The 24,004-nt window shown below is 59.3% G+C and carries 22 protein-coding genes; 16 read left to right on the top strand and 6 right to left on the bottom strand.

The window, feature by feature from the left end:
• Positions 1–5: 5 nt before the first annotated feature.
• From ACR0KC_RS19535 to ACR0KC_RS19555, 5 genes are read right to left on the bottom strand one after another with little or no spacing between them, the layout of a single operon-like run.
• Entirely contained in the window at positions 6–554 is a 549-nt protein-coding gene (locus ACR0KC_RS19535; RefSeq protein WP_480588184.1) for a cytochrome c oxidase subunit 3, read from the bottom strand.
• The gene (locus tag ACR0KC_RS19540; RefSeq protein WP_480571890.1) at positions 551–2,473 is read right to left on the bottom strand and encodes a nitric oxide reductase activation protein NorD; all 1,923 of its coding nucleotides are present in this window, start codon (positions 2,471–2,473) and stop codon (positions 551–553) included. Before ACR0KC_RS19540 ends, ACR0KC_RS19535 begins: the two co-directional genes overlap by 4 nt.
• 9 nt (positions 2,474–2,482) lie before the next feature.
• Positions 2,483–3,292: an AAA family ATPase gene (locus ACR0KC_RS19545; RefSeq protein WP_480772153.1), complete on the bottom strand. Its 810-nt coding sequence runs from the start codon at positions 3,290–3,292 to the stop codon at positions 2,483–2,485.
• 5 nt (positions 3,293–3,297) lie between these two features.
• Positions 3,298–4,665 carry a cbb3-type cytochrome c oxidase subunit I gene (locus tag ACR0KC_RS19550; protein WP_170398155.1) on the bottom strand — a complete coding sequence of 456 codons (1,368 nt, stop codon included), beginning with the start codon at positions 4,663–4,665 and terminating at the stop codon, positions 3,298–3,300.
• A gap of 16 nt (positions 4,666–4,681) precedes the next feature.
• Positions 4,682–5,131, bottom strand: coding sequence for a c-type cytochrome (locus ACR0KC_RS19555; RefSeq protein ID WP_170398152.1), 450 nt, complete (start codon positions 5,129–5,131; stop codon positions 4,682–4,684).
• A gap of 272 nt (positions 5,132–5,403) precedes the next feature.
• On the opposite strand from ACR0KC_RS19555, the gene ACR0KC_RS19560 reads away from it, so the two are divergent.
• A complete protein-coding gene (locus ACR0KC_RS19560) occupies positions 5,404–6,516 on the top strand; it encodes a Hint domain-containing protein (protein WP_480772154.1) in 1,113 nt (370 codons plus the stop codon).
• A gap of 15 nt (positions 6,517–6,531) precedes the next feature.
• Here ACR0KC_RS19560 and ACR0KC_RS19565 read toward each other — a convergent pair whose 3' ends face one another.
• On the bottom strand, positions 6,532–7,722 hold the full coding sequence (locus tag ACR0KC_RS19565) for an NnrS family protein (RefSeq protein WP_480772155.1): 1,191 nt from the start codon (positions 7,720–7,722) through the stop codon (positions 6,532–6,534).
• A 242-nt stretch (positions 7,723–7,964) separates the two neighbouring features.
• Between ACR0KC_RS19565 and ACR0KC_RS19570 the strand changes: the two genes are divergently transcribed.
• The 15 genes from ACR0KC_RS19570 (at position 7,965) to nosZ (ending at position 24,004) form a co-directional block, all read left to right on the top strand.
• Entirely contained in the window at positions 7,965–9,641 is a 1,677-nt protein-coding gene (locus ACR0KC_RS19570) for a cytochrome D1 domain-containing protein (RefSeq protein WP_480571905.1), read from the top strand.
• Between the two features lie 125 nt (positions 9,642–9,766).
• Positions 9,767–11,551, top strand: a complete 1,785-nt coding sequence (locus ACR0KC_RS19575) for a NapC/NirT family cytochrome c (RefSeq protein ID WP_480772156.1) — start codon at positions 9,767–9,769, stop codon at positions 11,549–11,551.
• Positions 11,552–11,605: 54 nt separating this feature from the next.
• Positions 11,606–12,007 carry a plastocyanin/azurin family copper-binding protein gene (locus ACR0KC_RS19580; RefSeq protein WP_170408094.1) on the top strand — a complete coding sequence of 134 codons (402 nt, stop codon included), beginning with the start codon at positions 11,606–11,608 and terminating at the stop codon, positions 12,005–12,007.
• Positions 12,008–12,196: 189 nt separating this feature from the next.
• Positions 12,197–12,958 (top strand): uroporphyrinogen-III C-methyltransferase, encoded by a 762-nt coding sequence (cobA, locus tag ACR0KC_RS19585; protein ID WP_170408092.1) that lies wholly within the window; start codon positions 12,197–12,199, stop codon positions 12,956–12,958.
• Entirely contained in the window at positions 12,951–13,322 is a 372-nt protein-coding gene (locus ACR0KC_RS19590; RefSeq protein WP_480459890.1) for a c-type cytochrome, read from the top strand. The genes cobA and ACR0KC_RS19590 overlap by 8 nt, the downstream gene beginning before the upstream one ends.
• Entirely contained in the window at positions 13,319–14,464 is a 1,146-nt protein-coding gene (locus ACR0KC_RS19595) for a cytochrome D1 domain-containing protein (protein WP_480707450.1), read from the top strand. The genes ACR0KC_RS19590 and ACR0KC_RS19595 overlap by 4 nt, the downstream gene beginning before the upstream one ends.
• A gap of 1 nt (position 14,465) precedes the next feature.
• Positions 14,466–15,455, top strand: a complete 990-nt coding sequence (gene ahbB / locus ACR0KC_RS19600; protein ID WP_480707451.1) for a siroheme decarboxylase subunit beta — start codon at positions 14,466–14,468, stop codon at positions 15,453–15,455.
• Positions 15,452–15,901, top strand: a complete 450-nt coding sequence (locus ACR0KC_RS19605) for an Lrp/AsnC family transcriptional regulator (protein ID WP_170513576.1) — start codon at positions 15,452–15,454, stop codon at positions 15,899–15,901. The genes ahbB (ACR0KC_RS19600) and ACR0KC_RS19605 overlap by 4 nt, the downstream gene beginning before the upstream one ends.
• Positions 15,898–16,380: a siroheme decarboxylase subunit beta gene (gene ahbB, locus ACR0KC_RS19610; RefSeq protein ID WP_170398124.1), complete on the top strand. Its 483-nt coding sequence runs from the start codon at positions 15,898–15,900 to the stop codon at positions 16,378–16,380. Before ACR0KC_RS19605 ends, ahbB (ACR0KC_RS19610) begins: the two co-directional genes overlap by 4 nt.
• A gap of 3 nt (positions 16,381–16,383) precedes the next feature.
• The gene (gene nirJ, locus ACR0KC_RS19615) at positions 16,384–17,598 is read left to right on the top strand and encodes a heme d1 biosynthesis radical SAM protein NirJ (RefSeq protein ID WP_480562906.1); all 1,215 of its coding nucleotides are present in this window, start codon (positions 16,384–16,386) and stop codon (positions 17,596–17,598) included.
• Positions 17,573–19,126 (top strand): nitrite reductase, encoded by a 1,554-nt coding sequence (locus tag ACR0KC_RS19620; protein WP_170408077.1) that lies wholly within the window; start codon positions 17,573–17,575, stop codon positions 19,124–19,126. The genes nirJ and ACR0KC_RS19620 overlap by 26 nt, the downstream gene beginning before the upstream one ends.
• Positions 19,083–19,346, top strand: a complete 264-nt coding sequence (locus tag ACR0KC_RS19625) for a hypothetical protein (protein ID WP_170398115.1) — start codon at positions 19,083–19,085, stop codon at positions 19,344–19,346. The genes ACR0KC_RS19620 and ACR0KC_RS19625 overlap by 44 nt, the downstream gene beginning before the upstream one ends.
• A gap of 102 nt (positions 19,347–19,448) precedes the next feature.
• On the top strand, positions 19,449–19,913 hold the full coding sequence (locus tag ACR0KC_RS19630; protein WP_170737087.1) for a DUF2946 family protein: 465 nt from the start codon (positions 19,449–19,451) through the stop codon (positions 19,911–19,913).
• A gap of 44 nt (positions 19,914–19,957) precedes the next feature.
• Entirely contained in the window at positions 19,958–22,081 is a 2,124-nt protein-coding gene (locus tag ACR0KC_RS19635) for a 4Fe-4S binding protein (protein ID WP_480707489.1), read from the top strand.
• 15 nt (positions 22,082–22,096) lie between these two features.
• A complete protein-coding gene (gene nosZ, locus ACR0KC_RS19640; RefSeq protein ID WP_480571929.1) occupies positions 22,097–24,004 on the top strand; it encodes a TAT-dependent nitrous-oxide reductase in 1,908 nt (635 codons plus the stop codon).

Genomic DNA, 24,004 nt, shown 5'->3' on the forward strand with positions numbered 1-24,004 from the left:
CGGAATTATCCCAGCAGGTAGATCACGGGGAAAAGCATGATCCAGACTAGATCGACCATGTGCCAGAACTGCGCACCTGCCTCAATGTTGCGTGGATCGTCACGCCAGGCGACCAGCAGCAGGATACCGACCCCTGCCAACACATGTGCGGCGTGAAACCCGGTCAGCAGATAATAGAACAGGAAAAATGGGTGGGTCTCATAGGTGATCCCATGTGCAGCTTTGCCCGCGTATTCCGCACCTTTGATGATCAAGAACACGACACCCAGCACGGCGGCAGTGATCAAGGCCATTCGAGCCACGCCCCGGCGCGCGATTTTTCGCCACTGCAGCGCCTGAGCCGCCAGATAGCCCGAGGTGACCAGCACCACCGTGTTGAGCGCCGCCCCTGTCCGGTAAAGGTGCGATTGAGCCTCGGCAAATCCTGTCGGGTCGGTCAGGCGCACGCCCATGAAGGCAATCAGGCCCGCGCCGAAAACCAGCAATTCCGAGATGATCAGAACCCACATCAGCAGCTCGCCCGGAAGCTCATCGATCAAAGAGGCGTCGCTCATGCTCCAACCAGTTGGCGGTAGATCTGAGGCAGGGCCATGATCAGCCGGTGCGGGTCGGGGATGACGGCGAAGCCGCCTTGACCGAACATGCGCGGGAACCAGCTTTTGCCGGTTTTGTCGATGGTAACGCCAAAGACCGATTGCCCTGCCCTACGCGCCTCGCGCACGGCCATGCAGGTGTCTTCGATACCGTGGCGACCCTCGTAATGGTCCAGGTCGTTGGGTTTGCCGTCAGTGATGATCAATAGCAACCGGCGTTTGCGCGATTGGCTGGCCAGATCGGCGGAACAATGGCGTATTGCGGCGCCGAGGCGGGTATAGTGGCCGGGGCGCAGCGAGGCGATGCGCTGTTCCACCAAACTACCCATCGGCTCATCGAAGCGTTTACAGCGCTGCACGTAAACCCGCTGGCGTTTCAGCGAGCTGAAGGCGTGGATGGCGAAATCGTCGCCGCAGGCGTTCAGACCCCAGGCGAGTGCCGCAAGAGCCTCGCGTTCAATGTCGATTACGGCGCGGCCTGTGACGGCGCTTTCGGTCGAGCGGCTGACATCCAGCAGGATAGACACCGCCAGATCGCGCGCCTCGGGGCGCGATTGCATCCAAATGCGTTCGGTGCCTTCGCCATTGGCACAACGGTCTACCTGCGCCCGAACGGCTGCCTCGATATCCAATTGGTCACCATCCAGATGACCACGCGTCATCACGCGGCCCGGGCGCAGCGCCTCGAACTGGCGTTTCACGGCGCGGATGCGGCGGGCAGTGGCGGGGTCTTTGCCGAACTCGGCGGCATCTTCGCGAATCTCGGCATCCGAGGTCAGAACGTTGACATGATCGGGCAAGTATTGGCCGATGCGCACGTCCCATTCGGGATACAAAACCCGTCCCGACAGGCGTTCGCGGTTCACGTCCTCCGGAGCGAGGTCCAGATGAAGTTTCAGTTTGGTCGGCGGCGCCTTCGAGATCTGACCCAAGCCAATCTCTTCCTGATCATCGGCGGCTTTCTTGGCGTTATCAGGATCGTCATCGTCGATGCGCCGGTTGATGTTCAGGAACTCAGCCCAACTGAGGATCGCTTCGAACTTGTGCAGGATGAAACTGTCGCTGCGGTTGGCCTGATCCGATTTGCGGCGGCGGGCACGGTGGGTTTTTTCGCCGGATTCCTCGGGCGGTCCTTCGGTTTCGGGGTTCTCCACTTCGTTATGTTCGGAGAACCCGACCGGGCGCAACTCGGGCCACAGCGGGACAGGCCGGAAATGCTGATAGCTGCGCGGGGCGGTGAGGTCGTCATCCAACGCTAGAAGATGTTCAGCCTTTGGCGACAAAGGCGCGGGGTCGCCCAGCATGTGGCGGACCAGTTCTTCAACCGCTGCCTCGACGGGTGGCAGCCCGGAAATGTCGCGTTGATACAGAACGCCCTTGCACAGCTCGGTATAAAGCGGGCGCAGGCCGGGGGCGTTGTGCAACGCCGCCTCGACCATCTGTCGGGCGGCGACAAGCGCATGCAGGTCGGCGCGCAACGGGTCGTCTTCGTCGATACGAGTTCCGGCATGTGCAGCGGCGGCGGCCAGCCAGACATAAAGCGCACCGTTGGCTTCACGCGCGGGAAACACCGCCAGCCGATCCGGCAAACGCAGAACTTCGCCATCGAACGACGCACGCGGCATCATCTCGGCCTCGGTTGCCAGACGACGACGCCACCCCAGACGGTGGCGCGAAATCTCGGGCGAGACCGGGCGCAATTCTACGCCCGGACTACCCCCAAGTCCTCGAAAGAGGACTGCCAGCCGCCCTGCGACCTCTGAGAGGTCGACCGCGGCTCCATCATGCACTTCAGGTGCATCAAGGCGACTGGCAAGGGTGTGCCACAGTTTCCCGATCGTTTCTTCGGGTTCCCATGGCTCAAAATCGATCCTGACCATCGGCCGGCCTCACCCAAAGACAGCCGTGACAAGATCGAGGAGCCCGCGTTTGATATCCTCATCATCAGTCAGAGGTTCGATCATTGCGGCGAGGATGGCGCGGTCGGTGGACATGCCCTGTGCGATCAGCGTCGCGGCATAAACGACCAGCCGGGTGGACACGCCTTCCTCAAGGTCCTGACCCTTAAGCCCGCGCAACTTACCTGCAAGGCGTACCAGCGGTTTACAGCGTTCAAGCGGCAGACCGCTTTCTTGCGCGACGACTTCGGCCTCCATCTCGGGCGAAGGAAAGTCGAATTCCAGCGAGAGGAACCGCTGCCTGGTCGAGGGTTTCAGGGTTTTCAGGATATTCTGGTATCCGGGGTTGTACGAGGCCACCAGCATGAAGCCGGGTGCGGCCTCAAGCTCTTCACCGGTGCGGTCGATCGGCAGGATGCGCCGGTCATCGGTCAGCGGGTGCAGCACAACGGTGACGTCCTTGCGGGCTTCGACCACCTCATCAAGGTAGCAGATCGCGCCTTCGCGCACCGCACGAGTCAGAGGGCCATCAACCCAGACGGTTTCGCCGCCCTTCAACAGGTAGCGACCGATCAGGTCGGCGGCGGCGAGGTCATCGTGGCAGGCTACGGTGTAAAGCGGCCGGCCAAGCTTGGCGGCCATGTGGGCCACAAAGCGGGTCTTGCCGCAACCTGTTGGGCCTTTCAGCAAGACCGGCAGGTCGTTGTTGTAGGCGGCGGTGAACACATCGCATTCATCGCTTTGGGCGAGGTAGAAGGGGGCGTTCGCCGCCCCCTCATTCAGTTTCATGGAGCCATCCATATCCATTACTCCGCAGGGGTTTCAGAGGCACCGGGTTCAATCACCTCTTTCCGGGGCACCCAGATCGAGTAGATGAACAGCAGCGCACCAAGCACCACAACCACACCAGAGCCAAGACGCATCCAGTAGAAGATCGCGATCTGGTCCTGCACGTCCATGAAGTAGTCACCGACCACACGTTGCATGTGAGTCTGCACGGTACCACCGAAGGTCAGGACGAAGGTCATGAAGACCATGCCGCTGGTCATAAGCCAGAACGAGCCCATGTTCAGAACCTGATTGTAGGGATCACGGTTCTTCAGGATCGGCATCGCATAGCTGAAGATCGCCAGGTTGAGGCAGACATAAGCACCGTAGAAAGCCAGGTGACCGTGGGCTGCGGTGATCTGCGTGCCATGGGTATAGTAGTTCACCCCGTGCAGCGTGTGCAGGAAGCCCCAGACACCGGCACCGAAGAAGGCAAGCGTTGCACAGCCCAGTGACCACAGCAGAGCAGCCTTGTTAGGGTGGTCACGACGGCCCTTCCAGACCATGACGAAGGCAAAGGCCATCATCGCGAAGAACGGGATCACCTCGAGGCTTGAGAAGATCGAACCGATCCACTGCCAATAGCCGGGTGTACCGATCCAATAGTAGTGGTGGCCTGTCCCAAGGATGCCCGAGAACAGCGCGGCGGCGACGATGACATAGAGCCATTTCTCGACCACCTCACGGTCAACGCCCGTTAGCTTCAGCATCAGGTAGGCCAGGATCGAGGCCATGATCAGCTCCCATACGCCTTCGACCCATAGGTGGACGACATACCACCAGTATTGCTTGTCCAAGGACAGGTTGCCCGGGTTGTAGAAAGCAAACAGGAACAACAGCGCCAGACCCCAGAGGCCCAGAACAAGGATGCTCGAAATCGCCGTCTTCTTGCCCTTCAGAACGGTCAGTGACACGTTGTAAAGGAACATCAGCGCGGCCACGACGATGCCCGCCTTGACCCATTTGGGTTGTTCAAGGAACTCGCGTCCTTCTTTGCCCAGCAGCCAGTTGCCTTCGAACAGGTTGAAGACATAGGTCACGACCACGCCCAGCGTGCCAACCACAAGAATGATCAACTGCAGATAGGCCAGTTTGGTCGAATGGATCTCGCGCTCGGTCTCTTCGGGGATCAGGAAGTAGGCCGCACCGAAGAAGCCCAGCAGCAGCCAGACGATCAGAGAGTTGGTGTGCAGCATCCGTACGATATTGAACGGCAGAAGCTCACTCAGGAAGTTCGGGAATACATAGATGAAACCGGCCAGCAGGCCGCCGATTACCTGTACCGCGAACAGGGCCATCGCTACTGCGAAGTAGGCGTAGGCGATTTTTTGGGATTCGTATTTCATTGCTCCGTTCCCTTTCTCAGCCTGCCTCGTTGGGCGGCCAGCCCTGCGCATCGATGTTGTCCGTCCAGATCAAGAAGTTGGTCAGATCGCGGATCTCTTCGTCGCTGAGGTTGAAATTGGGCATCTGCCGACGACCGGGAATGCCGGTCGGCTGCGCCTCCATCCAGCCCTTGAGCGCTTCAAAGGCCGATTCCGGGTCGTCCAGCACACCCCAGCGGGTCATCACATTCCCGACTTCCGGCGCGTAGTAGGCGCCCTCGCCCAGGATCGTGTGACAGTTGATGCAGGCATGTTTTTCCCAGACATGTTTGCCCCGAACCACACTGTCATCAAGCTTCGCCGAATTCTCGGAGTTGACGATGTACCAGTGCGAGTGGGCCGACAGGGCCAGGAAGATGAGGATGAAGAACAGTGACCCGCCATAGAATATGTTGCGAGCCATGCTCTTTGTCATGACTTCTCGCATTGCGCTCTCCTTTGCGCAGATTAGCTAGTCTGATGACAATGGCGGGTGGGTCGCAGGGCCGCCTTAACGAAAGTCAAGCATGCCAAAGTAAGCTCGGAATTGGACACCTGTGGTCATAATTGCGCCAGTATCACTAAAATGCCCTCAGATTGCCTTGAAAAACAGTACTTAGAACAGCATGTTTCCGGACGTTCGAACAGTTGAAGCGAGCGTTCTCGATTTATTGGTAAATAGAGGTGCTTAGATGGCACCTGAAGCGTGGTGGTTAAAGAATGGCGAACTACTCATACATCGGATACGCACCCGGCGTCATTACGGTGAATACAATTGGGCCTGATACGATCACCCTGGACGCAAGCTATGACCCCGCGACGGACCGAAGGGTATTCAATGTTGAGGACGAGGCCGGTGGTTTCATTCGAAATGGGTTTGGCCCGCCAGTTCCCGATACCGGGGATGTTTTCAACGGCGACAGATTCAACAACGAAAATGGCGACGACGATACACAGACCGGAACAGTAACAAACCTTGATGGTTCGACAACGTTTCTGAGCGGCGACATCTATCTGGAAGAATCCTACATTCTGACGAATCCCAGTGGTGGGACAATCACTGTGTACCTTGTCGAGGTTGAAGGAACCAACGCTGGCTACATAACCTCTGAGCCCCTAGATCCCGGGGTGACGTATTCGATGAGCGTCGTCAACGTTACACCGAGCAACGCACCGGACACGACTGACCCCGGTTCCATCGTTGATGTTCCTTGTTTCTCAGCCGGAACGCTTATCGCGACACCTGATGGTGATGTCGCGATAGAAACGCTTTCCGCTGGTGACAAGGTTGTCACCTTGGATCATGGACCACAACCAATTCGCTGGATCGGCGCGCGCGCTCTGGATAGGTCTGAATTTGCGCTCAATCCCAAGCTGCGCCCGATCCGAATCGCAGCGGGCAGCCTGGGAAGCAACCTGCCGCGACGTGATCTGTTGGTCTCGCCGCAGCATCGCATGTTGATCCGTTCGAGTATCGCCGTTCGCATGTTCGACAGCGAAGAGGTTCTGGTCCCAGCCCATAAGCTGGTCGGCATACCCGGCATAACCGTCGACGAGACATCTCAGGGCGTGGTGTATTTCCATATTCTGTTCGACCGGCATGAGATCGTGCTGGCGGAAGGCGCGCCGTCAGAAAGCCTATTCACAGGCAAGCAAGCCTTGAAAGGAATACAGCCCGAGGCGCTGGCCGAAATTGTTGCGCTCTTCCCAGAGTTAGCTTTGCCAGACCATCAACCAATCGCAGCCCGCCAGATTCCAAAACGCGGAAGACAAATCCATACTTTGCTGCAACGGCATATTAAGAATGACAGGGCGTTGCTCCGACCTTCTTGATCTAAGAACCGTTGCTCAGGCCGCTAGACGTGGCCCGGTCAACGCGGGCCACATCGCAACCAGATACAAGACGATGGCGCAGATCCACAGCCCATCTGAGGTCAGCATCGCAACCAGATATCCCTGGTCAAACGCCGATCCGACCCAGCGCAAAACTGCGGCTGCCGCCATCAAACCGTAAGCGATCGCCATGGGTGGCGGGGCCACGAGGGCACGGCCACTATGGCCAAGGGCGGCCCGACTCATCACGGCAAGGGTCATGCCGCCGACGCAACCAATGCCCAGAACATGCAGCGCCCCGATCTCGCTGCCGAACCCCTGCACTGCCAGCCCCCACAGGATCAGGCCCAGCGCCAGCATGCCCAGCCCCAGATGCAACGCGATCAGAATCGGCTGCCGCAGTGCCCAGCGTGCGCGCCAACGTGCCATGCGCAGGATCTGAGCAACGCCAAGCATCAGCGCGGTAGCGCCTGATACAGGTCCGATTCCAAAGACGAGCAGGCTCAGCGGCAGTGACAGTGCAAGCCCCATGGCGGCTTTATCAAACGCTCCTACCGAAATAGGCCAGTTGGATTCGGGCTCTCCCGCGCGTTTCATCGCATTTCGGGTGAAAGCCGGCGTAATGCGCCCGCCAAGTATCGCGATTAGGCTGCAAAGCGTCAGCAACCCCGCCCGCAATCCGATGTCCAGCGTATCGTTGGTCACACCGATCCACTCTAAATGGGTTAACAAGTTGGCAATCCAGATCGCACTGAGCAGCAAAAGGAATACCATGTTCTGCGGTTTGGGGCGTCGGATCAGCTGAGTAGCAATCTTTGCCGCCAGAATTGGAACAAAGACCAGATCGAACACAGCGACCAGAACCGGCGGCAGCGCACCGGAGAACCACATCGCTACCCGCCCGGCCAACCAGAGACCTGCGGCCAGCATGATGAACCTGGCGCGCGCCTCTGGGGTCCCGGTCCAGTTGGGAACAGCCGTCAGAAAGAACCCGCCCAGAGCTGCTGTGGCATAGCCAAAGATCATCTCATGCGCGTGCCACATTGGGGGACTCATGGAATAGGTTGGGTCTTCGTATCCGACCAACCCGGTCTGCGTCATCAACCAAAAACCCCACGCGCCTCCCGCGAACAGACCAAAAAGTCCGGCGGACAGGAAAAAGATGCGAAACCCCTCGCCCAATACGCGCGCGATCACTGCCGACATGCCTGTTCTCCTCGGCCTCAATGGCTGTTGGAACAGGTTTAGCAAGGCCGACCAGTGATGGACTTAACCGAAATCAAGCATCCGAAAAACATGTCCCTGAAACTCAGGTTATCCCTTTGTTTTATGGCTCATTATAGCCCGTCAATTTCCAATTTGCGCGCGTTCCGTTGACTTTCGTCAAGGATGACAAACGCGTGATGTTTCACCCTAGGACCTGCCTCACCAGCAAATGGAGAGTGATCATGTCACTTGGAATCAGCTACAACAGAACTGGCCGCGCCTTAGGGGTCGGTTTGGCAATGTTGCTGGGCAGCGTCGCTGCGCCAGTCTTTGCCGAAGAGCCAACCCTGAGCAAGGAAGCCTTTGAATCATCAAAACAACTTTACTTTGAGCGCTGCGCCGGTTGTCACGGTGTGTTGCGCAAAGGGGCAACCGGCAAAAGCCTTGAGCCTCTGGTTGAAACGAAGAATGACGATGGTACCGTAACCGAGTCGGGCACCCTGAAACTGGGGCAGGAGCGGCTGGAAAAAATCATCGCATGGGGCACCGAAGGCGGGATGAACAACTTCTCGGACGTGATGTCCGAAGAAGAAATCCGCGATATGGCGACTTACATCCAGATGGAGCCACCCCAACCGCCAGAAATGTCGCTTGAGCAGATGATGGCGACCCGCAAGGTCTATGTCGAACCCGAAGACTACCCGACCGAGCCGCTGCATGGCCGCAACTGGGAAAACTTCTTCGTGGTCATCGAGCGTGACGTGGGCAAGGTGGCCGTGATCGACGGTGACACCAAGGAAGTGCTGGCGCATATCCCGACCGGTTATGCGGTGCACGTCCTGAAAGCGTCCGAGCACCATAAACTGGAAGAACCCGAAAATCCGGGCCGCTTCTGGTACACCATGGGCCGTGACGGCAAGATGACCAAGATCGACCTGTGGCAGAAGCCTGAAAACATGCTGGTTGCCGAGGTTACCATTGGTTATGACGCTCGCGACGTGGCGGTATCGGGTGACGGTAAATACGTCATCGGTGGCGCCTACTGGCCCCCTCATTTCGCCATCGTCGACGCCGAAACCATGGAGCCGAAGAAGGTTGTCTCGACCCGGGGTTACAACGTGGACGGGGATTATGTGGAAGAGGCCCGCGTGGCCGCCATCTACACCACCCCGAACGAGCCCACATGGATCGTGGCCGTCAAGGAGCTCGGTCAGCTTTGGCAGGTGGACTACTCCGATCTGGACAACCTGCGTATCGACAAGATCGACAGCGCAAAGTTCCTGCATGACGGGTTCTTTGATCCGACCGGCCGTTATTTCCAGATCGCCGCAAACGCGTCGAACAAGATGGTCGTGGTCGATACCGAGACTCATAAGCTGGAAGCTATGATCGATACCGCGCCGCTGCCGCACCCCGGCCCGGGCGCCAACTGGGATGACCCGAATTGCGGTCCTGTTGCCGGTACGACCCACTTGGGCGAAGGCACGGTTACCGTTTGGGGCAACGACCCCGAAGGCCGCCCGGACGATGCCTGGAAGGTCTGCTATGAGGTGGAAACCGACGGACCCGGTCTATTCATCCGGACCCATCCGAACTCGGACTACATCTGGGCCGACCAGACCAAGCACCCCGAGCCTGAGATCCAGCAATCGGTGCAGGTCATCGACAAAGCAACCGGTGAGATCGTGAAAACGATCCAGATCACAGAAGAGGAAGGAAACGTCGCCGTCCACTTCGAGTTCAACCAAGACGGATCCGAGGTCTGGGTGTCCAAGTGGAACCGCTCGACCTCGAAAGAGCCAAATGGTGAGATCGTGATCTTCGACGCCAAGACGCTGGAAGAGATCGGCCGCGTGAAGGGACTGTTTGCACCCACCGGCAAGTTCAACGTCTACAACCGTTCGAACCACGTCACCTGACGGGTTTTGTACTCAGCACCGGAAAGGGCGGGCCCCTCGCCCGCCCTTTCCTCGTTTGACTCATCAGCCAAATCCACAGGCCTGACATCCAGGGCCAGAAAAAGAAGCCAAAACGGAGACCGGATATGACCTCCGAACCGGAAAAGAAAAAACCAATCTGGCGCCGGTATTTCCTGTGGGGAATGCCCGTGGCCGGGATCGCTGCGGCCTTTGCCGCCGGCATCATCTTCTGGGGCGGGTTCAACACCGCTATGGAAGCTACCAACACCAAGGAATTCTGCGTCTCGTGCCACGAGATGCGAGATTTCGTTTACGAGGAATACACCGGCACGATCCACGACGTGAACCGTTCGGGGGTGGGCGCGGTCTGTTCCGACTGCCACGTGCCCAAGGACTGGACCCACAAGATCATCCGCAAGATCAAGGCGTCCAAAGAACTGTATGGCAAGGTGGTCGGCACCATCAACACCCGCGAAAAGTTTGAAGCCAAGCGCGTACATCTGGCTATGAACGAATGGGAGCGGATGAAATCCACGGACTCGCGCGAGTGCCGCAACTGCCATGACTTCGAGTCGATGATGCCCGAGTTCCAGAAACCCCGCGCCCGTCAGCAGCACCTAAACGCGATGACCGTCGGTCAGACCTGTATTGACTGCCACAAGGGGATTGCGCACTCGGACGCCCGCGACCGGGCCGACGAAGAGTATCTGGAAAAGCTTGAAGCGCCGAACCCAGATTTCATTCGCGAAATCCCGGCCGAATACCTGGCCAGTCTCGAACGCATCGAAGCCAAGGAAGCTGCCGATGCCGAGGCTGAGAAAGCCGCGCGTGTAGCCCAGCAAGAAGCCGTACAGGCCCAGATCGCAGCAGCGGTTGACGCAGCCGTCGCGGAAGAGCGTGCCAAAGCTTCTGGCGAAGAAGCCGCAGCCCCGGCAGGTGGCGGCAGCGATGTTGGCACAAATATCGATTGGGCCGCTGTCCCCGGTGCAGATATGAAACTGTTCTATCCCGGTCAGGCCTCGTTTGAATGGGTTCAGAACGGCAGATCCCACGGAGGAGCACGTCCTTTGACCAAGGGCGGAGACAAGTGCACCACCTGTCACGCTGCCGAACTGGACGCGATCGGCAACAAGATCGTGGCCGGTGGGGATCTGGAACCAACCCCGATCCCGGGCAAACGTGGTGTGATCGATGCGACCGTGCAAGCCGCTCATGATGATGAGACCTTGTATATCCGTCTGCAATGGCCGGATGCGGGCCACAACCCCGCCCCCTTTGTCGATGGCGGCAAGATGGACCCGGACAACCAGATCAAGGTGGCCATGATGATCACCGGCACTGGGATTGAGCTGGGCGATCAGGTCGGCTGCTGGGCCTCGTGCCATGCAGACAACAGCTACATGCCCTTTGACCCGGGTGCCGAGGCGATTGCCGCAAACGGCGATGTCTCGGGTCGGCTGAGCACGCAGGACACTGTGACCAAATACATCAGCGAAAGCCGCACCGAGGTCGAGATCAAAGGCCGCCGCGGTAAGGCGCTGGGTGGCTGGGACAAGCTGCAGGCCGCCGATCAGATCGAGCAGTATCTGGCCGATGGCACCTATCTGGACCTGATGCGCGTCTACGCGGACGGTAGCGCCACCAACGGCTATCTGCTGGAACAGCGCGTGGTCAATGACGGTGAGATCGCCGCCTCGGCCAGCCTTGATGCAGGTATGTGGACCGTGGTCTTCACCCGCCCATTGAACTCGGGCGCAGCCGGTGACGTGCCGCTGGAGGCCGGTCAGACCTATACGGTGGGCTTTGCCATCCACGATGACTTTGCCGCCGCACGGTTCCACCACGTGACGCTGGATACCAGCCTGGCATTGGACGACGACAACGCCTTCATCAACGTCGTCAAACAATAAGGAAGAAGGACCGGGCGATCCGGTCCCTTCCGCTCAAAAGAGGAGACTTGGACAATGAAACCCCAACACCTTCTCCCTGCGCTGCTGCTTCTGGCCGCGCCCGCATGGGCAGAGGACACCGCCGCGCTGTGTGCCGAAGCCGAAGAGCGCTATGTCGAGCTGTTCGGTCAGCCCTCCTCCGCCGTTGAGGATGCCGATGTGGTGCTGATGTACAAATACACGTTCTGCCCAGCCGAGCTAACCGTGAAACCGGGCACAACCGTGCGCTGGGTGAATGTCGATAAGCGCACCAGTCACTCGGTCCTGCTGAAAGACGGCAGCGAGCCCGAAAGCGACCGTTTGTTTCCTGAGGAGACGGTTGACCTGACCTTCCTCACCCCGGGTCCGCAGGACTATCTGTGTGGCCCACATTGGGAGACACAGAACATGATCGGCATGATCACCGTCGAACCCTGAGCCGAGGCAATCATACAGGCAAGCCGAAAGGAGCGCGGGGCAATTCCCGCGCTCCTTAACTTTAGTCAAGGAGGTTCCTTTCCGATTACGCCAGTCTGGCCGCATGACACGCCCGGCTCACCCAGCAACGTCCCCTGATCGCACAGGAATTCCGGGCTCCGAAGACATTCAGACCAAGCGAGTTTGCACATGAGCGGTAAGGTTTTTCTGATTGGCGCAGGCCCCGGTGACCCCGAACTGATGACCCTGCGCGCGCTGCGGATGCTGCAAGAGGCGGACGTGGTGGTCTATGACCGTCTGGTCTCGGCCGATATCCTCAATCTGCACGCTGATGGCGCACGGCTGATCCCGGTTGGGAAGGCCCCCAAGTGTCATACCGTGCCGCAGGATCGCATCAACGAAATCCTCGTCGAGGAAGCCAGCGCCGGTCACACCGTTGCGCGCCTTAAGGGCGGCGATCCGATGATCTTCGGACGCGGCTCGGAAGAGGCGGCGCATCTGATGGCAAACGGCATCCCAGTCGAATACGCGCCGGGCATCACCGCCGCCCAAGGGGCATCCTGTTCCACCGGCGTGCCGCTGACCCATCGCGGGTTGGCGACATCGGTGCAATATGTCACCGGGCACCGACAGGCCGACAAGGTGCTGGATCTGGATTGGAAACGTCTGGCCGACCCGGATTCGACCTTGGTCGTCTACATGGGCGTCGCCAATATCGGCCAGATCGCCATGGGACTGATGACTGAGAACCTGCCCGGCTCAACTCCGGTTTTGGCGGTTGGCAAAGCGACCACACCTGATGAGCGCCGGATGGTATCCCGGCTGGATCGGCTGGCCGCTGATGTGCGCAAGGCCGGGCTAAAGGCGCCCACGCTGTTCATCATCGGCAAGGTAGTTTCACTTTACGCAGAACGGCCTGTGGCCGACCTTTTGGAGCAGGCGCATGGCTAAGTTCGGTTCCAGAAGGCCAGCACAGCAACCGGCTGTGAGAGGACGCAAAGGATGGGCGGCACGTGCGGTTCTCACTTCCGCAGTGCTTGTTGCCACCACGGCCTTCGCCGCCGACACTCTTGACCCCAACGCACTGAAGCGTCTTGTCCATCAGGACTGCGGCTCTTGCCACGGGCTGTCGCTGAAAGGTGGTCTCGGCCCTGATCTGAGATCCGAGACTCTGGAGCACTACGACGCGGACGTTCTGACCGGCGTGATCCTCGACGGCATCCCCGACACCGCGATGCCCCCATGGCGGCCTCTGATCAGCGAAGAAGAGGCCGAATGGATCGCCCGTTACCTGCTGGCACAGGAGGCACAATGAAACAGCTCATCCTTACCCTCGCCGCCACCCTTATGATGACCACCGCCCAGGCTGAACCCACGGCGACCGGCGACCTAGGACTTGTGATCGAACGCGCCAAGGGCTCGGTTCTTCTGGTGGACCAATCCGACCGCGCAGCGCTGGCGCGGATCGAAGGTCTGGGCGATCTGTCCCATGCCTCGCTGGTCTATTCACCCGATGAACGCTTTGCCTATGTATTTGGACGAGACGGCGGCCTGACTAAGGTGGATATCGTCACCCGCCAGATCGTGAACCGGGTCGTGCAGGCGGGCAACGCCATTGGCGGTGCCATTTCGGATGACGGCGAGCTGGTCGCTGTATCGAATTATGAACCTGGCGGTGTGCGCGTCTTCGATGCGGACACGCTAGAGATGGTCGCGGACATTCCTACCGACAGCAAAACCATCGGATTGGTCGATGCACCCGGCCGCCGGTTTGTTTTTACCATGTGGGACACGGGCGAGACCTGGATTGCTGATTTCTCCAACGGCGCACCCGCGATCACCAAGATCCCCGACATAGGCAAGAATCCTTACGACGCGCTGATCACCGCAAATGGCCGCACCTATATCACCGGCTTGTTTGGCGAGGATGGCCTGACCGCGCTGGACCTTTGGGCCGAGACGCCCGAACCCATCCGCGTGCTGCCCAACTATGGGCGCGGGCAAGAAGAAATGCCGGTCTACAAGATGCCTCATCTGGAAGGCTGGGCGCTGACCGGGCGCGAGTTCGTACTGCCCGCCGTCGGCCATCACGAGGTGCTGTGGATCGACGCCGACACTCTGACCGAGACCGGACGTACGCAGACCCATGGTCAGCCGGTCTTTGCCATGGCCCGTCCTGACGGGCGGCAGGTTTGGGTGAACTTTGCCCACCCTCTGAACGACACCATTCAGGTTATTGATTCTGTGACCAAGGAGATCATTCACGAATTCAAACCCGGCCCTGCCGTACTGCATATGGAGTTCACTCCGCGAGGGCATGAGGTCTGGATTAGCGTGCGCGACGCCAACAAGGTTATGGTCTACGACACGCAAACGTTTGAAAAACTGCGCGAGATCGACGCCGACAGGCCATCCGGCATTTTCTTCACCGCCCGTGCGCACAGAATGGGGCTTTGACATGCAACACATCACCGATCCCATCGACCGTCGTTTGCTGGACGAGTTTCAGCGCGACTTTCCGATAACAGAGCGTCCGTTTCAGGTGTTGGCGTCTTTGCTAGGGCTGGACGAAGCCGAGGTGATTGATCGCCTAACTCGCATGCAGGCCACCGGGCGGATTACACGCGTGGGTGCCACCATCGCTCCGGGCGCGGTTTCGGCCAGCACCTTGGCCGCTGTTGCGGCCCCCGAACATCGGTTGGAAGAGATTGCAGCCCTGATCGACGCCGAACCGGGCGTGAACCACAACTACCAGCGGGAGGATGACTGGAACCTCTGGTTCGTCGCAACCGGCCCGGATCGCACCCATGTCGATGACACCCTTGCACGGATATCGCAGCGTTCCGGACTGCGGGTTCTGGACCTGCGCCTCGTACGTCCATTCAACGTCGATTTGGGCTTCCGTATGTCGGGAAAAACACGCAATGTTCCTGGCCTTCGTAAGGTGGATCGCTCAGCCATGCAGCCCGGAGATCGCGAGTTGCTGCAGGCGCTCAGCTCGGGCCTGACCCTGACAGAGATTCCTTATGCCGCATTGGCACAAACGCTGGGCAGAGATGATTCCAACGTAATGGGACGTATCGAAGCGCTGCAAACAGCAGGCATAATCTCTCGTCTCGGGGTTATCGTGCGCCACCGGGCACTCGGCTGGTCAGCCAATGCGATGGTTGTTTGGGACATGCCGCCCGAACAGGTGGACACGGCTGGACCGGCGCTGGCGGCCTATCCCGGCGTGACGCTTTGCTATGAGCGCAACCCGGTCAAGGATGTCTGGCCCTATCGCCTCTATTCCATGATCCATGCACGCTCGCGCCCCGAAGCGATGGAGGTTCTGGCCGCAGCCGCCGCTCTGCCCGAACTGGCAGGCGCACGGAACAAAGTGCTGTTCTCGACCCGTTGTTTCAAACAGACCGGCGCGTTGATCCAACCGAAAGAGGCAGCAGCATGACTATGGACGCAACCGACCGCGTAATCCTGAACCGGATGCAGGATGACCTGCCGCTGACCGCGCATCCCTTTGCCAGTGTAGCTCAGGAACTTGGGATTCCCGAAGACGAACTCCTAACCCGTCTCGCACGAATGAAAGAGCAGCGGATCATCACACGTTTCGGCCCGTTTTTCGACGCCGCTGCAATGGGTGGAGCGTTCTGCCTGTGCGCCATGGCCGTGCCAGAGGATGAATTCGAAACCGTCCTGACCAAAGTCAATGCGCACGCCGAGGTTGCCCATAATTATGAGCGTACGCACCGGCTGAACATGTGGTTCGTGCTGGCCACCGAAACGCCTGAGGGGATCGAGGCCGCCGCTGATGCGATCGAACGGGAAACGGGGATCGAAGTTCTCCGTTTCCCCAAACTACAGGAATTTTTCATCGGCTTCCGGGTGGCAGCATGATCGACGTTCAGGACAGAGAGATTATCGAAGCGCTGCAAAGCGGTCTGCCGCTTGTGCCTGCGCCTTACGCAGCCGTTGCCGAAAAGCTTGGGTTGGACGAGGATGCCCTTTTGTATCGTCTGGCGGAGCTGAAATCCCATGGTGTTATCCGCCGCATCGCCGCCGCTCCGAACCACTACAAGCTGGGGATGACGGCAAACGGGATGACTGTTTGGGATGTAGACGACAGCCAGATTGCGGAATTGGGCACTCAGATCGGGGCGCTGCCCTTTGTCACCCACTGCTACGAACGTCCCCGCGCCCTGCCCGATTGGCCATATAACCTGTTCGCCATGGTCCACGGTTCTGACCGGGACGAGGTCGAGGAAAAACGCGCCGAGATCACCGCCATTCTGGGCGAGGCCTGCCGGGCCAAGGACATCCTTTATTCCACGCGCATCCTGAAGAAGACAGGGCTGCGGTTGAAAAAGAAAGGCTGAGACATGTTCCGCCTGACTGAATACATGCAGCAGCTCGTCAAACCGACACCGGTGCGCAGACGCCGTCCCGGCCCGGTGAAGCCGGTAGTGATCTGGAACCTGACGCGGCGCTGCAATCTGAAATGCCGCCACTGTTACACCGTTTCAGCAGATGTCGCGTTCCCCGGTGAGCTCAGTCACGAGCAAGCCATGGTAACCCTTGAGGATCTGGGCCAATTCCGCGTCCCGGCCCTGATCCTCTCGGGTGGGGAACCGCTGGACCGGTTCGATTTCTTCGACATCGCCAAACGCGCCCGCGATCTGGTGCCGATGCTGGCACTGTCGACCAACGGTACGCGGATTTACGACGAAACCGCCGACATGATCGCCGACGTGGGCTTCAACTATGTCGGCATTTCGCTGGACGGGATCGGGGCCACAAATGACTGGTTCCGGGGCGTCGAAGGCGCCTTTGCCGACGCCCTGCGCGGTGTTCGCGAATGTAAGAAGCGCGGCATCAAAGTGGGTCTGCGGTTCTGCCTGACCGAGGGCACACAGCACCACCTGCCTGACCTGCTGCAACTGTGCGACGACGAGGGTGTCGACAAGTTCTACCTGTCTCACCTCGTCTATGCCGGGCGCGGTGACAAGAACCGAGGCGAGGATGCCGAGCATTTGCGCACCCGTAAGGGTTTGGATTTGTTGTTGGAACGCGCGTGGGAAGCCGTCTCAGGCGGTCGTCCGCTGGATATCGTGACTGGCAATAACGATGCCGATGCCGGGTATTTCCTGAACTGGGTCCGGACGCATTTCGACGACGACAAAGCCGCCCATGTGCGCGAGCATCTGGCGGCGTGGGGTGGGAACTCGAGCGGGCTGGGCGTGGCCAATATCGACAACCTCGGCCGCGTGCATCCCGATACCTATTGGTCCGATTACACTGTTGGCAATGTGAAGACCAAATCGTTTTCGGAACTCTGGACCAGCGATGACCCGATGCTCGCCATGCTGCGTACCCGTCCGCGTCCTTTGAAGGGGCGTTGCGGGGCTTGTCAGTTAAAGGATGTCTGCGGCGGCAACACCCGCATCCGTGCCTTGCAACTGACCGGCGACCCGTGGGCCGAGGACCCGGCCTGCTATCTATCAAACGAAGAAATCGGCGTGCAGGGCGCAGGCGAGCGTTTGCAGGTCACGCCGTTCCGAGGGAAAAGCCATGATCCGGCGCATCAATTCTTTTGACACCTTGAAAATCGGCACATTCTGCTCGCTGCTGCTGACCGGCGCAGCTTGGGCTGATGCACCTTCGGATTATGCCGAATTCTGTGCCTCATGCCATGGTGAAAACCGTCTGGGTGGAGTCGGTCCGGCGCTGATCCCCGAGACGTTGAAACGGATGCGTGGGCCACGCGTGGCGGCGGTGATTGCCGAAGGGCGTACGGCCACCCAGATGCCTGCGTTTTCGCACGAGTTGGACGCGTTGCAGATCGAGGAACTGGCGGGATGGTTGAAATCTCCGCTGGAGACCGATCCCGAATGGGGCGAGGCCGATATCATGGCCAGCCGGACTCTGGATGATGAGTACGTATCGGTTGACGCGCCTGTCTGGGACAGCGACCCGATGAACATCACGCTGGTGGTGGAAACAGGCGATCATCATGTCAGTGTGCTGGACGGCGATACGTTCGAGGTTCTGGATCGGTTCGAAACCCCGTTCGCCGTGCATGGTGGGCCGAAGTTCAGCCCCGATGGGCGCTATGTCTTCATCATGTCGCGCGATGGCTGGGTGCAGAAATATGATATCTGGGCGCTGAAACAGGTGGGCCGCGTGCGCGCGGGGTTAAACAGCCGCAACATCGCCATGTCGGGTGACGGCAAATGGGTGGCGGTAGCGAACTATTTACCGAACTCGCTGACCCTGCTGTCGACAGAGGACTTGTCGGTCGCGAAAGTCATTGAAGTCAAAAGCAAAAAGGGCGTTCCCAGCCGTGTTTCCGCCGTTTATCAGGCACCACCGCGCGAAAGCTTTGTTCTGGCGCTGAAGGATGTCCCCGAGATTTGGGAGGTGTTCTACGGGGCCAACCCGCCGCAATCCGGTATTGGCCACGATTTCCGCATCGAGGGGCAGTTCAAGAACCCTGACCCGTTCCCCGTGCGCAAGATCACCACGCCTGATTACCTGGACGATTTCTTTTTCGATCAGAGTTATGAATACGTTATGGGCGCCTCGCGTGATGGCAAGGGCGGGCAGGTGATTGATCTGGTGATCGGTCATAAGATCGCAGATCTGGACCTGCCGGGGATGCCTCACTTAGGTTCGGGGATCACCTGGCAGCAGGGCGACACCACCGTGATGGCTACGCCGCATCTGACCGATGGCACGGTCTCGGTGATCGACATGGGAACATGGGAAACCGTCAAGCGGATCAAAACCGAAGGGCCAGGATTTTTCATGCGCAGCCATGAGAATTCGCCTTATGTCTGGGCCGATGTGTTCTTTGGGCCGAACAAGGACGCGATGCATGTGATCGACAAGCAAAGCCTTGAAATCGTAAAGACTTTGCGCCCCGCGCCGGGCAAAACCGTGGCGCATGTAGAATTCACCAAGGATGGCAGTCACGCGCTGGTTTCGATCTGGGAAGATGACGGCGCGGTGATCGTCTATGACGCGCAAACGCTGGAAGAGGTCCGCCGCCTGCCGATGCGCAAACCGTCTGGGAAGTACAATGTCTGGAACAAAATCACCTTCTCGGAAGGCACCAGCCACTGAAGGCAAATGGCCGGTCTGGAAGCTGGCCATCCTGCTTTATCCGGCCACGGCTCTGACCGTGGCCATCAACCTGTTTCTGGCTGGGCTGATCCTGCACAGCGCGGGGTTTGGTGCCATTGAACCAGTACCTGCGATCTTATGGTCCATCCCCTTGGGCGTGCCCGCCTCATGGCTGGCAGGGCGCTGGGTGCGTGGCCTGATGGATGAGGCAGACGATTGATTTGAAAAGAAAATCAGAAATTTGCTTCACCTAACCTAAGTCAAGTCGCGACTCGGTAGAATCCAATACCCCAAAGGCATAGCTTTCCGAGTCGGAGACTCCATGCCTGCCCTGATCCCTCTGCACAATCTCCCTGTACGCGCAACTCGCGCGGCATGTGGGTTGGCAGGCATATTCCTTCTGTTGTTGCAGGCCTTTGGACCGGTGCTGGCGAGTCCCGGTGAAAGTGTCTGGATGGAGATCTGCTCGGAAGGCGGCGCGGTCTGGGTTGAAGTTGATCTTGAGGAGGACACCGAAGACCCGACCGCGTACTGCCCAAAATGCGCCGATTGCGCGCTGTGCGCTGTCACCAGTGCAGCGCCCGCACCCGAGCTGGTGCAGATACCGCAAATCGGAAACTTCCGTGTTGTACAGCTTCAGAACAGCAAATCTTCCATGTTGTACAAGTCGCATAAGCTGTGGCCCGAAACCCGGGGACCTCCGCGCCCGACCCAAGAAACTGCTGAACGCGCCCTGCGCGCGTCCATGGCGTCCACCCTAAGTATCGGAGGTGCGCCGTGGTCGTAAGTCGCGCAATCCATATAGTGCTGGCCCTTGCCCTGTCCTGCCTGATGGCGATTAGTGCCCATGCCGACAGCCTCGCCAGCTTCCTGCCCGAGATTGAACCCGCCGATCTGGCCCCCGGTGCTGATGCCATTGGGCCGGTCCGCGATGACGTTCCGGTTGCACCCGTTCTGAAGGCCGGCGAGACCGTTGCCTGGGCCTTCCTAACCTCTGACTTCGTTGGCACCACCGGCTATTCCGGCAAACCGATCCATGTGGTCGCCGCCATCGATGATCAAGCGGTGCTGACCGGTGTGCAACTGGTCAAACACTCGGAGCCTATCGTTCTGATTGGCATCCCCAACGCGCGCATGGTTGAGCTGACCGAAGGCTATGCCGGTCTGGACTTGAAGGTTGAGGCTGAAACCGGCGGTGAGGGGCATGACCTCGATATCATCTCGGGGGCCACCGTCACGATCATGGTGATTGATGACAGTCTTGTGCGCGGCGGCATCAAGGTGGCGCGGGCGCTGGGGTTGGGCGGTTTGTCTCCGCTGCAGGCCGATGGGCCGAAACGCGAAGTCGATCTGGCGCAGGATGCGGTATACGACTGGACCACCCTGTCTGGCAACGGCTCGGTCCGGCGACTAACGTTGGATATCGGGCAGGTCAACGCTGCGTTCGAAGCCACCGGAGATCAGCGCGCCATCAAACGCCCTGAACCCGGCGAACCAGATGACACCTATATTGATATGCATATGGCGTTGGTATCCGTGCCGTCGATCGGCAAGTCGCTGCTGGGTGAGGCCGAATATCAAAACATGGTCGACTGGCTGGACGAAGGCGAGCAGGCCATTCTGGTGCTGGGGCGTGGGGCCTACAGCTTCAAGGGATCGGGCTATGTCCGGGGCGGGATTTTCGACCGGATTCAGTTGATCCAAGGCGACAATTCGGTGCGATTCTTCGACAAGCAGCAGCGCCGGTTGGGCAAGGTTGCGGCACCCGATGCCCCAAGCTTCACGGAATTGGACATCTTCAAGATCCCCGCTGAGGCCGAGTTTGATCCGGCCGAGCCCTTCCGCCTGCAACTGTTGGCGCAGCGGGCTGTAGGCGCGGTTGAGAAGACCTTTCTGACCTTCGATCTGGGCTACAAACTGCCCGAGCAGTATCTGCTGCCCGTTGCAGCGCCAGTAGTTGTCGATGACGCCACCGGCGAGGCGGCAGCCAAGGCCGCGCTTTGGAAACGCATCTGGAAGGACCGCACGGTTGAGATCGGGGTGCTGGGCGTCATGCTTTTGGTGCTGACGGCGACATTCTTCTTCCAGTTCCACGCCACCATGAACGCCCGCGTCTTCTATTGGTTCCGCATCGGATACCTGACCATGACGCTGTTCTTCATCGGCTGGTACGCCAATGCGCAGCTGAGCGTGGTGAACCTGATGGCGCTGGCAGGCAGCTTGCGCACCGGCTTCTCCTGGGATGCCTTCTTGCTGGACCCGTTGGTCTTCATCCAATGGTTCGCTGTCGCTGCCGCGCTGCTGTTCTGGGGTCGGGGTGCTTATTGCGGCTGGCTGTGCCCGTTTGGCGCGCTGCAGGAACTGACCAACAAGATCGCGCGGGCCTTCAAGGTGCCGCAATGGACTCTGCCCTGGGGCCTGAATGAGCGGCTCTGGCCCGCGAAATACATGATCTTCCTCGTGCTGTTCGGGATCAGTTTTGTCTCGATCCCGCTGGCTGAAACCTATGCCGAGGTCGAGCCGTTCAAGACCGCGATCATTCTGAAGTTCATGCGCGACTGGCCCTTCGTGGTCTTTGCGCTGACCCTGCTGGGGATCGGGCTGTTCATCGAACGGTTCTATTGCCGCTATCTCTGCCCCTTGGGTGGTGCGCTGGCGATCCCTGCCCGTATCCGCATGTTCGACTGGCTGCGCCGCTACAAGGATTGCGGCACCCCCTGTCAGACCTGCGCCAACGAATGCCCCGTTCAGGCGATCCACCCCACCGGTGAGATCAATCCGAACGAGTGCGTCACCTGCCTGCATTGTCAGGTGCTCTACCAGTCCGAGGACAAATGTCCCGTCGTTATCCGCCAGTTGAAACGGCGGGCCAAGACAGGGTCGGTTCAACCGAAAACCCCCCTCGGACAACCACCGGCGAACCATCCGAACGCCAAACCGCAAACCGTTTCCTAAAAAGGAGGAACGATCATGTCGGAACACGATAAGAAACTGAACGTCACACGCCGCGGACTGCTGGGTGCATCTGCAACCGGCGCCGTGTTGGCCGGAACCGGTCTGGGCAGCACCCTGATGACCGCGAAAGAGGCCAGCGCCGCCGCCAATGCCGCGCTGGAGCCCGGCGAGTTGGACGAATATTACGGCTTCTGGTCCTCGGGTCAGACCGGCGAGGTGCGTATCCTCGGCGTGCCGTCGATGCGCGAGTTGATGCGCATTCCGGTATTCAACCGCTGCTCGGCCACCGGCTGGGGCCAAACCAACGAGTCGCTGAAGATCCTGACCGAAGGGCTGCTACCCGAGACCAAGCAGTACCTGGCCGCCAATGGCAAAGTCACCTATGACAATGGCGACCTGCACCACCCGCACATGTCCTTCACCGATGGCACCTATGATGGCCGCTATTTGTTCATGAATGACAAGGCCAACACACGCGTCGCGCGCATCCGCTGCGACGTGATGAAATGCGACAAGATCATCGAAATCCCGAACGCGCATGACATCCACGGTCTGCGTCCGCAGAAATACCCGCGCACCGGTTACATTTTCGCCAATGGCGAACACGAGGCCCCGCTGGTCAATGATGGTGAGATCCTCGACGATCCGTCGCAATATGTGAACATCTTCACCGCCATTGATGGTGATACGATGGAGATCGCATGGCAGGTGATGGTGTCGGGCAACCTCGACAACACTGACTGCGACTATCAGGGCAAATACGCATTCTCGACCTCGTATAACTCGGAAATGGGTATGAACCTGGCCGAGATGACCGAGAATGAGCTGGACCACGTGGTCGTGTTCAACCTGAAAGGCATCGAAGACGCGATTGCTGCTGGCAACTATCAGGAGCTGAACGGCGTCAAGGTCGTGGACGGGCGCAAAGAGGCGGGCGGTAACCTGACCCGTTACATCCCGATCCCGAACTCGCCGCACGGAGTGAACGCAGCACCCGACAAGAAACACATCATGATCAACGGCAAGCTGTCCCCGACCGTATCCGTGATCGATGTGGAAAAGGTCGATGCGCTGTTTGCCGACAATGCCGATCCACGCTCGGCCATCGTGGCGGAACCGCAGCTGGGTCTTGGCCCGCTTCACACCGCGTTTGATGGCAAAGGCAACGCCTACACCACCCTGTTTCTGGACAGCCAGGTGGTGAAGTGGGACATCGCCAAGGCCATCGAAGCCTACAGTGGTGCGGATGTTGATCCGATCCTCGACAAAGTGGATGTGCATTATCAGCCGGGCCACAATTCGACCTCGATGGGCGAAACGGCTGAGGCTGATGGCAAGTGGCTGATTTCGATGAATAAGTTCTCGAAGGACCGCTTCCTGAACGTCGGGCCGCTGAAGCCGGAAAACGAGCAGTTGATCGACATCTCGGGTGATAAGATGAAGGTGGTCCATGACGGGCCGACCTTTGCGGAACCGCATGACTCGATCCTCGTGCACCGGTCCAAGGTGAACCCGGTCAATGTCTGGGATCGCAACGACCCGATGTGGGAAGATGCCCGCAAACAGGCCGAGGCTGATGGTGTCGATCTGGAAGAGGGTGCCGAGGAGCCGATCCGCGATGGCAACAAGGTGCGGGTCTACATGACCTCGACCGCGCCGGTGTTCAGCCTTGAGAAGTTCACCGTCAAACAGGGTGACGAGGTAACGTTGTATGTCACCAACCTGGATGACGTGGATGACGTGACCCACGGTTTGTGTCTGTCGAACTTCGGCATCGCGATGGAGGTTGCGCCGCAGGCCACCGCCTCGGTCACCTTCATTGCCGACCGTCCGGGCGTGCACTGGTTCTATTGCCAGTGGTTCTGCCACGCGCTGCACATGGAGATGCGCGGCCGGATGTTCGTTGAGCCGCGGAGCGCATAA

Source organism: Ruegeria sp. CF3, assembly GCF_056537365.1.